Consider the following 13,558-nt stretch of genomic DNA (forward strand, 5'->3'; position numbering starts at 1 on the left):
GCGGCCCCCATCTCCCCGGGGGTTCCACCACCTTGAACCGCTACACCTTCCGCATGCCCGCGGCCGCCCTGCTCGCCACGGGCGCGATCGCCCTCCTCGCCGCCCCGCCCGCCCACGCCACGGGCGGCGCGGGAGCCGCGCCCGGCGGTGCCGACGGCCGGGCCGACGCCGTCGTCCTGCGCGCCGGACTCGACGTGGGCCTGCTCAACAAGGCCGTCCACGTCCCCCTGAAGACCACCCTCAACGAGGTCAGCGCCCCGGCCTCCGCCCGGAAGACGGCCCTCTCCGTCACCGTGGACGGCGTCGAGGGCGGCCGGCCGGTCCACATCCTCAAGGCCGACGCCGCCACCTCCAGGGCCACCGCCGGCCGCGGCCGCGCCGAGGCGGAGGCCAACCTCGCCCGGGCCCGCGTCCACCTGCCCGGGCTCCCCGCCCTCTCGCTGATCGAGGTGGAGAAGGTCACCTCCAAGGCGGTGTGCGAAGCCGGGCGCAAGCCGTCCGCCACCTCCAACGTGCTGGGCTCCGTCACCGTACTCGGCAAGAAGGCCACCCTGTCCGCGCAAGGTCCCACCAAGGTCGAGGTGCCGAAGGTCGGCATGGTCAGCCTGGAGCTCTCCGGTACGGAGACGACCTCCTCCACCGCCGCCGCGGCCGCACTCCGGCTGAAGGTGTCCGTCAACCCGCTCGACCTCAACGTCGCCCAGGTCGAGGGCGAGGTCGTCCTCGCCGAGGCGCGCTGCCAGTCCCCGGCCGGCCCGCCGCCCTCCTCCGCCGCCCCCGAGCCCTCCGGCGGCGCCGCCAAGCCCGACGTCAAGCCGCAGACCGGGGCTTCCGGGACCGGCACCGTCATCGCGAGCGGCGCCAACCTGGCCGAGACCGGCGGCAGTTCGGCCACTCCCTGGGTCGCGGGCGGCGCACTCGTCCTGCTCGGCCTCGGCGGCGCCGCACTCGTCGTCACCCGCCGCCGCGCCTCCTGACGCCGCGGCCGCGGCCGGCGGGCGTCACCGCGTCGCGCGCACCAGCCCCTGCCCGCCGGCCCCGCGCGACAGCACGGCCTCGCCGACCTGCCGGTCGACGGCGGCGTACTCGGAGCGCTTCGCGGCGCCTGCCGAGGCGCCGCCGCCGGCCGTGCAGGACGTGCACACCACCCGGAACGGGGCGCCCCGGTCCGCATACGACGTCAGGTACTCGGCCTTCACCACCTCCCAGCGGCCCGGGTGCGCGGCCGCCGGCGCGAAGGTGAAGCGGGGGATGGACGACATGTTGCCGCGGAGCTTCGCCTGCTCGTAGAAGCTGGCGATCTGATCGCCCATCCCGTAGACCACCCACGTCCCGTTGACCTTCTCGTAGGGCTGCGGGACGTGGTTGTGCGTGCCGAGGACCAGATCGATGTCCGGAAGGCCGTCCGCCCCGCGGGAGGCGGTCAGCGCCTGCGCCAGGTCCTGCTGCTGCCTGTCGGGGGCCGTCTGCCACTCGGAGCCCCAGTGGATGCTGAGGACGACGACGTGGGCGCCCGCGGCGCGCGCCGCACGGGCGTCCGCGATGATCCGGTCCTTGTCGATCAGGTTCACGGCCCACGGCTTCCCGGCCGGCAGCGGGATCCCGTTCGTGCCGTACGTGTAGTCCAGCTGGGCGACCGTCGCGCCGCCCGCGGAGAGCACCGCCGGGGCCTTCGCCTCCTCGGCGGTGCGCGCCGAGCCGACGTGCTTGATGCCCGCCCGGTCGAGGTGGTCGAGAGTGCGGACGAGACCGTCCCAGCCGTCGTCCAGAGTGTGGTTCGAGGCCGTCGAGCAGCTGTCGTAGCCGGCGTCCCGCAGCGCGTCGGCCAGCTCGTGCGGCGCCTTGAAGGCCGGGTATCCGGTGTAGGGGCCGCCGGGCCGGCCATACGGTATCTCGTGGTGGCATATCGCCAGGTCGGCGGCCTCCACCACGGGCTTCACCCCGGCCAGTATCCTCCGGAAGTCGTGCCCCGCCCCGCTGCCCGCCGCATCGCTCGCGGCCTGCGCGATGATCGACGGGTACGGGATCGTGTCGCCCGTCGCGACGAGCGTGAACGGACGCGCCCCCGGCGGCGCCGACGGGCTCGCCGCGCCCGCCTCCGGGCGCCCGCCCGCGAGCCGCTGCTCCGCGGCGCCGCGCTGCTCCCCGCCGCCGAGGAGGGCGGGGCCGGCGAACACCGCCGCGGCCGCCAGCGCGGCCAGCCCCACCGCGGCCGCGCCCGCCTTCGCCGAAACCTTCATCCTGTGTCCCCCCTGCATGGCCGTCCTGCGCAGATCATCCCCCGGGCGGACCGCCGACGCCACCCGCGGACCCCGCCGGATCCGGTCGTCCGCGCAGGTCAGCGGCGTTCCGAGGGTGGCTTGTGCCCCCCCCGGGGCCCGCCGCGGAGGACGCGCCCCGCCGCGCCCCGGTTCCCGCCCCGGCCGGGGGCGCGCGGGGTCAGCGCGCGGCGGCCGTCAGGGTGAGGGCGTGGTCCAGCGCCTGGAGGAGGCGCCCCGTCGTCGCCCGGTCCCGCACCGCCAGGCGCAGCCAGTCCGCGTCCAGGCCCGGGAAGGTGTCCCCGCGGCGGACCGCGAAGCCCAGCGCCCGCAGCCGCATCCGGACCTGCGCCGCCCCGGCCACCCTGACCAGGACGAACGGTCCCCGGGCCGTCCCCGCCACCGTGATCTCCTCGAACTCGGCGAGCCCGGCCAGCAGGTGCTCCCGGTCCGCGTCGATCTGCCGGGCCGCGGCCTCCGCCTCCGCGAGGGCCGCCGGGGCGACGCACGCCTCCGCGGCGACGAGCGCGGGCGTCGACACCGGCCACAGCGGCTGCGCCGCCTCCAGCTGCGCGACCACCTCCGGCTCCGCCAGCACGTACCCGATCCGCAGCCCTGCCAGGCCCCACGTCTTGGTCAGGCTCCGCAGCACCACCAGGCCCGGCACGTCCGTGCGGCCGGCCAGCGCCTCCGGCTCCCCCGGCACCGCGTCCATGAACGCCTCGTCCACGACGAGGATCCGGCCCGGGCGGGCCAGGGCCGCCAGCGCGGCCGCCGGGTGCAGTACGGACGTCGGGTTCGTCGGGTTGCCGACGACCACCAGGTCCGCCTCCTCCGGCACCGCCGCCGGATCCAGCCGGAAGCCGTCCTCCGCCCGCAGCAGCACCCGCTCCACCCGGTGCCCGGCGTCCCGCAGGGCCGCCTCCGGCTCGGTGAACTGCGGGTGCACCACCACCGGCCGCCGCACGTCCAGGGCCCGCGCCAGCAGGACGAACGCCTCCGCGGCCCCCGCCGTCAACAGCACCCGGCCGGCCGGCAGCCCGTGCCGAGCCGCCACCGCCGCGCGGGCCGCGCGCCCGTCGGGGTATGCGGAGAGACCGCCGAGCGAAGCCGCGATGCGCTGCTTCAGCCACTCCGGCGGCATGTGCGCCCGTACGTTCACCGCGAGGTCCACCAGCGATCCGCCGTCGTCGCGGACCTCGGCGTCCCCGTGGTGGCGCAGGTCGTGCGCCTGCGCGGTCGCCACCGCGCAGGTCGCCGCCACCGAGCGGCGCTTCGGCACGAGGAGTTCGCCGCCCGTCGCCAGCGCCGCCGCCTCCGCCACCGAGGGGGTGCCGGCCGCCTGCCGGGCCGCGTCCGAGGGGTGCGGGACGGCGATGCCCGCCAGCTCCTCGGCCGGGTAGCTGAGCAGCGGCACGCCGAAACGTTCCGCCGCCCCCGTGATCCCGGCCTCGCAGGCCTTCGTCTCCACCGTCGCCAGCGCCTTCACCGCTCCGGCCGCCAGCCCGGCCCCGCGCAGCGTCTCCTCCACCAGGGCGCAGACCTCCGCGACGGACACCCCCGCCCGGCCGCCGACCCCGACCACCAGCTGCGTCGCGTTCTCACCCATCGGGCTCCTGCCCCTTCCCGGTCGTCAATCGTGCGTGGACCGCGGCCCGCGCGCTCGCGTGCACGCGCGGCCGGCAGTCGGTATCCAAGGGCGCATGGCCGTGATCGTGGCGCTGGGCGCGTTCCTGATGACCCTGGCGGGCGGGTGGACGGCGCAGCGCGTCACCGACCGCCGCCACCTCGTACTGGGCCTCGCCGGCGGGCTGATGCTCGGCGTCGTGGGCCTGGACCTGCTGCCGGAGTCGCTGGAGGCGGCGGGCCGGCCGGTGTTCGGCGTACCGCTCGCGCTGCTGCTCTTCGTGGCCGGATTCCTCGTCGCGCACGTCGTGGAACGGCTCCTGGCGGTACGCCAGGCCGCACACGGCGCGTCCGGCGGCCGCAACGGCGGGAACGGGACGGACGGCAGGGACGGCGCCGTCGGGCGCGCCCCCCAGGTCGGGATGACGGCGGCCGCCGCGATGGTCGGCCACAGCCTCGCCGACGGGGTGGCGCTCGGCGCCGCCTTCCAGGTCGGCGGCGGCATGGGCACCGCGGTCGCCCTCGCCGTGGTCACCCACGACTTCGCCGACGGGTTCAACACGTACACCCTCACCCGGCTCTACGGGAACGCCCGCAAGCGCGCGCTGCTGATGCTCCTCGCGGACGCCGCCGCCCCCGTGGTGGGCGCGGCGTCCACCGTGCTGTTCACCCTTCCGGAGGAACCGCTCGGGGCGTACCTGAGCTTCTTCGCCGGGGGGCTGCTCTACCTCGCGGCCGCCGAGATCCTGCCCGAGGCGCACCACCGGCACCCCGCCCTGTCCACGCTGATGTGCACGGTGGGCGGGGTGGCCGGGATCTGGCTCGTGGTGGGCCTCGCGGAGTGACGTCACCGGTGTGCTGCCGCCGCGGCCGTGAAACGCACGGCCACCGACGGCTCCGCCGCCCAGTGGGTGTGCAGGTAGCTGGCGTGCACGCCGCGGTGGACGAACCCCTCGACGCGCCGCTCGGGGTGTGTGAACCCCCAGGCCGGGGCGGGTCCGGCGCCCGGCTCGACCACCGTGCGGTGGAACTCGTGCCCGCGCAGCCTCGTCCCCGCTGCGGCGAGCGGGCTGTCCGACACGGCGACGGCCTCGCGGTAGCCGAGCGTCAGCCGCTGCGACATCACCGCGTCGGCGTCGAGGACCCCGCACATCGGCCGGCCGTCCAGGGACCGCGCCAGGTACAGCAGGCCCGCGCACTCGGCGGCGACCGGCCCGCCGGCCGCGGCGAAGCCGGCGACCGCCTTGCGCAGCGGCTCGTTCGCGGCCAGCTCCGGGGCGTACACCTCGGGGAAGCCGCCGCCGACGACCAGCCCGGACGTCCCCTCGGGCAGGTCCTCGTCGGCCAGCGGGTCGAAGGGGACGACCTCGGCTCCGGCCGCGGCGAGCAGCTCCGCGTGCTCGGCGTACGAGAACGTGAACGCGGCCCCGCCGGCGACGGCGACGACGGGCCGCCGCCCCCCGCCGGGCCCCGCGTCAGCCGCGGCAGCCGGTGCCGGTGGCGCGGCGGCCGAGGCCACGGCGTGCTCCGGCGACCACGCCGCGCAGTCCAGCGGCGGCGCCGACCGGGCCAGCGCCAGCAGCGCCTCCAGGTCGCAGCCGGCCCGCACCTGCTCCGCGAGCGCCGCGACGGACGCCACCGCGTCCGCCCGCCGCTCCGCCACCGGTACGAGCCCCAGGTGCCGCGACGGCGCCGAGACCTGCGGCGCCCGCCGCAGGACGCCGAGCACCGGCATGCCCGCCTCCTCCAGCGCCTCCCGCAGCATCGCCTCGTGCCGGTCGGAGCCCACCTTGTTCAGGATCACCCCGCCCAGGCGCACCTGCGGGTCGAACGACGCGAAGCCGTGCACCAGTGCCGCCACCGACCGGGACTGCGAGGACGCGTCGACCACCAGCACCACCGGCGCCCGCAGCAGCTTCGCCACCTGCGCCGTCGACGCCAGCTCACCGCGCCCCGCGGCCCCGTCGTACAGGCCCATCACACCCTCCACGACCGCCAGGTCGCAGCCCGCCGCCCCGTGCGCGAACAGCGGAGCCACCAGCTCCGGCCCGCACATGTACGCGTCGAGGTTGCGCCCCGGCCGGCCCGTGGCGAGGGCGTGGTACCCGGGGTCGATGTAGTCGGGGCCGGCCTTGTGCGGGGACACGGCCAGGCCGCGCCCCGCGAAGGCCGCCATCAGCCCCGTCGCGACGGTGGTCTTGCCGCTCCCCGACGACGGGGCGGCGATCACCAGACGGGGGACGGCGACGGCGTGCGAGGTCACCACTCGATGCCCTTCTGGCCCTTCTGGCCGGCGTCCATCGGGTGCTTCACCTTCGTCATCTCGGTGACCAGGTCGGCGAACTCCACCAGCTTCTCCGGCGCGTTGCGGCCCGTGATGACCACGTGCTGGGTGCCCGGCCGGTCGCGCAGCACCCCGATGACCTCGTCGACGTCGATCCAGCCCCAGTGCAGCGGGTACGCGAACTCGTCCAGCACGTACAGCCGGTGCGTCTCGGCGGCCAGGTCGCGCTTGACCTGCTCCCAGCCCTCCTTCGCGGCCTGCTCGTTGTCGAGCTGCGCGTCGCGCTGCACCCAGGACCAGCCCTCGCCCATCTTGTGCCACACGACGGGGCCGCCCTCGCCGGAGGCGCCGAGCACCTTCAGCGCGTTCTCCTCGCCGACCTTCCACTTCGCCGACTTGACGAACTGGAACACCCCGATCGGCCAGCCCTGGTTCCAGGCGCGCAGCGCCAGCCCGAACGCCGCCGTCGACTTGCCCTTGCCGGGCCCGGTGTGGACGAAGACGAGCGGGCGGTTGCGGCGCTGGCGCGTGGTGAGTCCGTCGTCGGGGATGACGGTCGGCTGTCCCTTCGGCATTACGCGGCCCTCCTGTTGGTGTGCGGTGACGCGGTCGCCACCGATGTGCGTACGTCCTTCACGAGCCCGGCCAGCGCGTCGGCCCGCAGCCCGTCCAGCGTGACGGCCGGCCCGCCCAGGTCGGCGGCCAGCACCCCGGCCAGCCCCAGACGGACCGGCCCCGACTCGCAGTCCACGACGACCGACGCCACCCCGTCCGCGGCCAGCAGGCGGGCGCTGCGCGCGGCGACCTCGCGGGCGTCGCCGCCGAGGGCGCCGGCCGAGGTGGCCCGCCCGTCGGTGACGACCACCAGCAGCGGGCGGCGGCTGGGGTCGCGCAGCCGCTCCACCCGCAGCACCTCCCGCGCCTTCAGCAGGCCCGCGGCGAGCGGGGTGCGGCCGCCGGTCGGCAGCTGCTCCAGCCGCACCGCGGCCGCGTCCACCGAGGAGGTCGGCGGCAGCGCCAGCTCCGCGGCCGCGCCGCGGAAGGTGACCAGGCCGACCTTGTCCCGCCGCTGGTAGGCGTCCAGCAGCAGCGACAGCACGGCCCCCTTCACCGCGCCCATCCGCTGCCGGGCGGCCATGGAGCCCGACGCGTCGACGACGAACAGCACCAGGTTCCCCTCGCGCCCCTCCCGCACCGCCTGGCGCAGGTCGTCCTTGCGGACGACCAGCCCCCGCCCGGAACGGCCCCGCGCCCGCTGGTGCGGAGCCGCGGCCTGCAGGGTGGCGGCCAGGTGCAGCTTCGTCAGCCGCCCGGCGGGGCGCTGCGCGCCCGTCGTCCGGCCGTGCGCGGTCCGGGCGCGCGAACGCCGTCCGGCCGCGCCCTCGCCGAGCCCCGGCACGCTGAACATCCGCGTCCGGAACGGCTCGGCGGCCCGTACGGGGGCCTGCTCGGCCGCCGGCGCCGAAGCGGGGGAGGGGGCGGCGGGAGCGTCCGGCGCCTGCGGTGCCTCGGGCGCCTCCGGGCCCTCGGAGGGGTCCGCCGGCTCCTCGGGAGCGGCCTCGGGACCGCCGCCCTGCGGGGGCACGCCGCCGCCGTCGGGGCCGCCCCCGTCCGGGCCGCCGCCGTCGGGGCCGTCGTCGCCGGGGCCGGGGTCCGGCTCGGGGTCCGGCTGCGGGTCGGGCTCCGGCTCGTCGTCGGGGAAGCCGTCCAGGATCTCGTCGAGCCTGGCCTCGTCCAACCCCGGTGCGTCGAACGGGTTCCGGCGCCGGCGGTGGGGGAGGGCCAGCAGTGCCGCCTGCCGGACGTCCTCCTTGCGGACCGCCGTCCGCCCCGCCCACGCCGCAAGCGCCGTCGCGGTCCGCGCCATCACGATGTCCGCGCGCATGCCGTCCACCTCGAAGCCGGCGCAGGCCGCCGCGATCTGGAGCAGCGCCGTGTCGCCGAGCCGCACCTGCGGCAGCAGCGCCCGCGCCGCGATCACGCGGGCGCGGACCTCCGCCTCCTCGCCGGCCCACCGGCCCGCGAAGCCGGCCGGGTCGTCCTCGAACGCCAGCCGGCGGCGCACCACTTCGACGCGCTGCTGCGGATCCCGGGAGGCGGCCACCTCCACCGTCAGCCCGAACCGGTCCAGCAGCTGCGGGCGCAGCTCGCCCTCCTCCGGGTTCATCGTGCCGACGAGCATGAAGCGGGCCGCGTGCCGGACGGACACGCCCTCCCGCTCGATGTGGCAGCTGCCCATCGCGGCGGCGTCCAGCAGGACGTCGACCAGGTGGTCGTGGAGGAGGTTGACCTCGTCGACGTAGAGGATGCCGCGGTGCGCGTCGGCGAGGAGGCCCGGCTCGAAGGCCTTGACGCCGTCGGCGAGGGCCCGCTCGATGTCGAGCGCCCCGATCAGGCGGTCCTCGGTGGCGCCGACCGGCAGTTCGACCATGCGGGCGGGGCGCTGCGTACCGGGGCCGGGCTCGTGCGGGCCGTCGGGGCAGGCCGGGTCCGGGGCGTCCGGGGCGCAGCTGAACCGGCAGCCCGGCACCACGGCGACCTGCGGCAGCAGCGCGGACAGGGCGCGCACCGCGGTCGACTTGGCGGTGCCCTTCTCCCCGCGCACGAGCACACCGCCGACCGCGGGGCTCACGGCGTTGAGCAGCAGCGCCAGCCGCAGATCGGTCTGGCCGACCACCGCGGTGAACGGGTAGGGCGTGCTCATGTGCTCACTCCTCGGAAGGCGGGGAACGGTGCGGAGGCGAATCGGAAGGGCCGGCGCGCGGCGGCGCCGGGCAGCCGGGTCACGGGGCGCCCGGAGGGAGGAAGGGGAGGCCCGCCGGGGCGCCGGACTCGATCAGGCGGAGCAGCGCGGCGGTGTCCGCGTGCTCCTCGACCAGATCGCCCAGCAGGTCCAGCTGCTCCTCCCGCAGCGCCGCGAACGAGGTGTCGGGCGCGGGCGTGAACCGCCGCCCGGCAGCGGCCGCGACCTCGCGCAGGAAGGCCCGCCGGAACCCGTCGGACTCCAGGGAGCCGTGCCAGTGCGTGCCCCACACGGCGCCCACGCGGCACCCGTCGAGGAACGGCTCCCCGCCCAGCACCTCGGCCACGCCATGGTGGATCTCGTACCCGTCGACGGGCTCGCCCAGCGCCGAGCCGGTCGGCCGGGCCAGGGTCTTCTCCCGCGCGAAGCGGACCCGGACCGGGAGCAGGCCGAGCCCGTCCACGGACCCGGCCCTGGACTCGACGTCGTCCTCGATGTGCTCGCCGAGCGCCTGGAAGCCGCCGCAGATGCCCAGTACGGGCCTCCCGGCCGCGGCCCGCCGGGCGAGTTCCGCGGCCAGGCCGCGCTCGCGCAGCCACTCCAGGGCCCGGACCGTGCCGCGCGTCCCGGGGACGACGACGAGGTCGGCGTCGACGAGCTCCTCGGCCCGGTCCACGAAGCGCACGACCACACCCGGCTCGGCCGCCAGCGCGTCCACGTCGGTGAAGTTCGACATCAGCGGCACCGCGCACACGGCGACCCGCAGCACGTCCTCGCCGACCGGCGGCGCGATCGCCGACTCGCGGACCGCGCCGCGCAGCGAGACCCGCAGGCCGTCCTCCTCGTCGATGCCGAGTCCGTGCCGGAACGGCAGCACGCCGTACGTGGCGCGCCCGGTCATGGAGCGGAGCATCTCCATCCCGGGCTCCAGCAGGGAGACGTCCCCGCGGAACTTGTTGACGAGGTAGCCGGCGACGAGGGACTGGTCCTGCGCCGAGAGCAGCGCCGTCGTCCCGAAGAACGAGGCGAAGACGCCGCCCCGGTCGATGTCCCCGACCACGACGACCGGGAAGCGGGCGGCCCGTGCGATGCCCATGTTCACGATGTCGGTCCGGCGCAGGTTGATCTCGGCCGGGCTGCCGGCCCCCTCGCAGATCACGGCGTCATACGTGCCCCGCAGACGGTCGAGGCAGTCGGTGACGACGCCGAGGAGCTGCTCCTGCCGCCCGCCGTGGTAGCCGCGGGCGCTCATCTCGCCGACCGGCTTGCCGAGCAGGACGACCTGGCTGCTGCGGTCGCTGCCCGGCTTGAGCAGGACGGGGTTCATCAGCGCGGTCGGCTCGACGCCCGCCGCCTGCGCCTGCATGGCCTGCGCCCGCCCGATCTCGGCGCCCTCGCGGGTGACGAACGAGTTCAGCGACATGTTCTGCGCCTTGAACGGCGCCACCTTCACGCCCTGCCGGGCCAGCCAGCGGCAGATGCCCGCCGTGACCACGCTCTTGCCGGCGTCCGAGGTCGTCCCCGCGACGAGGAGACCCCCCGCCGGCCTGCTGCCCGAGCTCATCTGCGCCCCTTCCCCGGGCGGCGCGACACGGCGTACCGCAGTGCCGCGCAGGCCCCCAGTGCCAGCCAGGTCACGCGCTGCGAGAGCCGCACCGCGCGGTCGATGTCGGCGACCTCGACGGGCCGCCCGTACGCCCCGTTCAGCACGGCCCGGTGCTCGACCCGCCCGCCGTACGCGAGGGTGCCGCCGAGCCGTACGCCGAGGGCGCCCGCGAAGGACGCCTCCACGGGCCCGGCGTTGGGGCTCGGGTGGGCGGCGGCGTCGGCGCGCCAGGCGCGCAGGGCCCCGCGCCGGTCGGGGCCGGCGGCGACGGCGGCCAGGGCCGTCAGCCGGGCCCCGGGCCAGCCGGCGAGGTCGTCGAGGCGGGCGGAGGCCCAGCCGTAGTTGAGATGGCGGGGCGACTTGTGGCCGACCATCGCGTCGAGCGTGTTCACCGCGCGGAAGGCGGCCAGCCCGGGGACGCCGGCGACGGCCCCCCACACCAGGGCGCCGACGACGGCGTCGGAGGTGTTCTCGGCGACGGATTCGACGACGGCGCGCGCGATCTGCTGCCCGTCGAGGGAGTGCGGGTCGCGTCCGCACAGGTGCGGCAGCCGCTCCCGGGCGACGTCCACGTCGCCGGCGGCGAGGGCGCCGCCGATGGCGCGGGCCTCCCGGCCCAGCGTGGTGCCGCCGACGACGGCCCAGGTGGCGGCCGCGGTCAGGGCGATACGGGCGGCGGCGGGACGGGAGCGTACGGCGCGCGCGGCGAGCACGCCGAGCACGGCCGCGCCCCCGGCGCACACCGCGGCGTGCGCCACGCCGGCGGACCGCCGGTCGCGCCACAGGGCGCGCTCCACGGCGGCGGCGGCTCGTCCGAAGGCGGCGACGGGGTGCCCGCGGCGCGGATCACCGAGGATCCGGTCGGCGATCAGGCCCGCCGTCGCGCCGTACGCGAAAACGCGATCGGCACGCATGTGCAGGTATGTCCTCACTCAGGGTCCGCGCCCTGGTTCGACGTGTCCGGCGGCGAGAGTTCCTGGCTCCCGGGGCGCCGGCCCGGTACGGCCGGCCGTGCTCCCCGGTGACAGTGGCGGGACCGCGCCGGATTCGCACCGGACTTCCTCTGCTGCCGCCGTGATGGCTCCGGCAGTCCACCACGCACCGCAATGGCCCGTCAACTTGCCGTTGACCAGCCCGAACGGGGACGTACATACGGGAACTCCCCCCGGGCAGGGCCCGGGGGGAGCTGGGTGCGCGTGCGGGCGGCGGGCCCGCGGCGGATCAGGCGACGATCAGGTAGATCCCGTACGCCACGGCGGCGGTGCAGAGCGCGAAGCAGGCGTAGGCGCCGGTGCGGGCCAGGCCGGCGCTGCCGCCCGCGTCGGTGGCCGCCTCGTGCTTGGACAGGCCCACCATGCCCAGGGTGAACAGGGCGACGAGGGCGACGGTGGCGAAGAGGCTGACTCCGAAGACGGAGCCCAGGGCTGCCCAGTCGATCTTCATGCTGGCTGAACCTTCTCTGCTCGTCAGACCGCGGCGGCGGGCGCCGCGGGGGTCTCGCCGGCCGCGTGGGCGGCAGGGGCGGGGATGGTGGCCTTCAGGTCGGCGTCCGCGTCGGCCGCGACACCGGCCGGCGGCACTGCGACGGCCGCGATGGCGGTGGTGACCACACCGGGCTCCTCGTCGCCGTGGTCGTTGACGTTGGTGTGGTCGACGACCTGGCGGCGGGAGACCAGCCAGATGGCCACGCAGGAGCCGACGAGGAAGACCGTCACGGCGGCGATGCCGACGTCACCGGTGCGCATGGCGAGCTCGGCGAGCGCCGAGACCAGCGCGGCGGCCGGCAGGGTCAGGCCCCACGCGACGAACATGCGGGTGGCGGTGGACCAGCGGACCACGCCGCCCTTGCGGCCGAGGCCGGCGCCCATGACCGCACCGGAGCACGAGTGGGTCGTCGACAGCGAGAAGCCGAGGTTCGAGGACGACAGGATCACGGCCGCGGCCGAGGTCTGGGCGGCGAAGCCCTGCTGCGGCTGGAGGTCGGTCAGGCCCTTGCCCATGGTGCGGATGATGCGCCAGCCGCCCAGGTAGGTGCCGAGCGCGATGGCCACACCGGCGGAGACGATGACCCAGACCGGCGGGTCGGCGTCGGGCGCGAGGGCGCCGCCGGCGATGAGCGCCAGGGTGATGATGCCCATCGTCTTCTGCGCGTCGTTGGTGCCGTGCGCCAGGGAGACCAGGCCCGCGGAGGCGATCTGGCCGGCCCGGTAGCCCTTGGCGGAGGTCTTCTCGCCGACGTTCGCGCCGAGCCTGTACGTGATCTTGGCGGCCAGCATCGCGGCGACGCCGGCGACGATCGGCGCGGCGATCGCGGGGAGGAGGACCTTCGTGACGAGCGTGCCGCCGTTGACGGCGCCGATGCCGGCGGAGGCGACCGCGGCACCGATGAGACCGCCCATCAGTGCGTGGGAGGAGCTGGAGGGAAGTCCGACCAGCCAGGTCAGAAGGTTCCAGAGGATCGCGCCGACGAGCGCGGCGTATATCACTTCCGGCTGGATGCCCTCTTCGTTGACGAGGCCCTTGGAGATCGTCTTCGCGACCTCCACGGACAGGAACGCGCCGACGAGGTTGAGCACGGCGGACATGGCCACCGCCGTCTTGGGCTTGAGGGCGCCGGTCGAGATGGTGGTCGCCATCGCGTTGGCTGTGTCGTGGAAACCGTTCGTGAAGTCGAACACGAGAGCGGTGATGATCACGATCCCGAGGAGAAGCGTTATGTGCTCCATTTACCCAGGCTTCTGTTTGGCGTCAGTGGCTCGGCGACCGTAGGCAACGTGGGTGAACGGAAGATGAACTGACGCGGACGGCGCGGTGGACTGGCCCGCCCCCGGAGCGGCCCGTTCCTGCCTCATTAGCGGGATGTATCCCGATTAATGCACGTCAAAGCGGGGTTAACGAGCCCCTCCGGACACCCCGCGCAGTCGCTCCGCAGGTTCCGAAACCCGGCCCGAAGTGATCCACATCACCCGGCAGGCCCCCTCGTCGCCGGGGCCGCGCCCGGACGCCGAGCCCTCCCCGATCACGTTCCGCTTCCGGCCCCT

The 13,558-nt window shown here is 76.0% G+C and carries 11 protein-coding genes and 1 riboswitch; of the genes, 2 read left to right on the plus strand and 9 right to left on the minus strand.

All coding sequences use genetic code 11. From position 1 onward, the window contains the following. The first annotated feature begins 32 nt into the window (after positions 1-32). Complete coding sequence (locus MUK52_RS24090; RefSeq protein WP_114057042.1) at positions 33-977, plus strand: SCO1860 family LAETG-anchored protein; 945 nt, start codon at positions 33-35, stop codon at positions 975-977. A gap of 24 nt (positions 978-1,001) precedes the next feature. Here MUK52_RS24090 and MUK52_RS24095 read toward each other — a convergent pair whose 3' ends face one another. Next, complete coding sequence (locus MUK52_RS24095) at positions 1,002-2,240, minus strand: CapA family protein (protein WP_284579960.1); 1,239 nt, start codon at positions 2,238-2,240, stop codon at positions 1,002-1,004. Between the two features lie 199 nt (positions 2,241-2,439). Continuing rightward, entirely contained in the window at positions 2,440-3,867 is a 1,428-nt protein-coding gene (gene cobC, locus MUK52_RS24100; RefSeq protein WP_114057040.1) for an Rv2231c family histidinol phosphate aminotransferase CobC, read from the minus strand. A gap of 94 nt (positions 3,868-3,961) precedes the next feature. On the opposite strand from cobC, the gene MUK52_RS24105 reads away from it, so the two are divergent. Continuing rightward, positions 3,962-4,729 carry a ZIP family metal transporter gene (locus MUK52_RS24105; protein ID WP_114057039.1) on the plus strand — a complete coding sequence of 256 codons (768 nt, stop codon included), beginning with the start codon at positions 3,962-3,964 and terminating at the stop codon, positions 4,727-4,729. A gap of 2 nt (positions 4,730-4,731) precedes the next feature. Here the strand turns inward: MUK52_RS24105 and MUK52_RS24110 are convergent, their stop codons facing one another. From MUK52_RS24110 to MUK52_RS24140, 7 genes are all read right to left on the minus strand, one after another. Next, the gene (locus MUK52_RS24110) at positions 4,732-6,150 is read right to left on the minus strand and encodes a cobyrinic acid a,c-diamide synthase CobB (protein ID WP_284579963.1); all 1,419 of its coding nucleotides are present in this window, start codon (positions 6,148-6,150) and stop codon (positions 4,732-4,734) included. After that, positions 6,144-6,743 carry a cob(I)yrinic acid a,c-diamide adenosyltransferase gene (gene cobO, locus MUK52_RS24115; protein WP_114057037.1) on the minus strand — a complete coding sequence of 200 codons (600 nt, stop codon included), beginning with the start codon at positions 6,741-6,743 and terminating at the stop codon, positions 6,144-6,146. The genes MUK52_RS24110 and cobO overlap by 7 nt, the downstream gene beginning before the upstream one ends. Next, complete coding sequence (locus MUK52_RS24120) at positions 6,743-8,872, minus strand: putative cobaltochelatase (protein WP_114057036.1); 2,130 nt, start codon at positions 8,870-8,872, stop codon at positions 6,743-6,745. Before MUK52_RS24120 ends, cobO begins: the two co-directional genes overlap by 1 nt. 79 nt (positions 8,873-8,951) lie before the next feature. After that, positions 8,952-10,475, minus strand: coding sequence for a cobyric acid synthase (locus MUK52_RS24125; protein WP_284579967.1), 1,524 nt, complete (start codon positions 10,473-10,475; stop codon positions 8,952-8,954). Beyond that, on the minus strand, positions 10,472-11,431 hold the full coding sequence (locus MUK52_RS24130; protein ID WP_114057034.1) for a cobalamin biosynthesis protein: 960 nt from the start codon (positions 11,429-11,431) through the stop codon (positions 10,472-10,474). Before MUK52_RS24130 ends, MUK52_RS24125 begins: the two co-directional genes overlap by 4 nt. A gap of 57 nt (positions 11,432-11,488) precedes the next feature. Next, positions 11,489-11,580, minus strand: a riboswitch (cobalamin riboswitch). A gap of 158 nt (positions 11,581-11,738) precedes the next feature. Beyond that, positions 11,739-11,960 (minus strand): hypothetical protein, encoded by a 222-nt coding sequence (locus tag MUK52_RS24135; RefSeq protein WP_114057033.1) that lies wholly within the window; start codon positions 11,958-11,960, stop codon positions 11,739-11,741. A gap of 23 nt (positions 11,961-11,983) precedes the next feature. After that, positions 11,984-13,243 carry an inorganic phosphate transporter gene (locus MUK52_RS24140; RefSeq protein ID WP_114057032.1) on the minus strand — a complete coding sequence of 420 codons (1,260 nt, stop codon included), beginning with the start codon at positions 13,241-13,243 and terminating at the stop codon, positions 11,984-11,986. Positions 13,244-13,558: the final 315 nt, after the last annotated feature.

The sequence above is a fragment of the Streptomyces sp. 2P-4 genome (genome assembly GCF_030167965.1).
GTDB classification, from domain to species: Bacteria; Actinomycetota; Actinomycetes; order Streptomycetales; family Streptomycetaceae; genus Streptomyces; species Streptomyces globosus_A.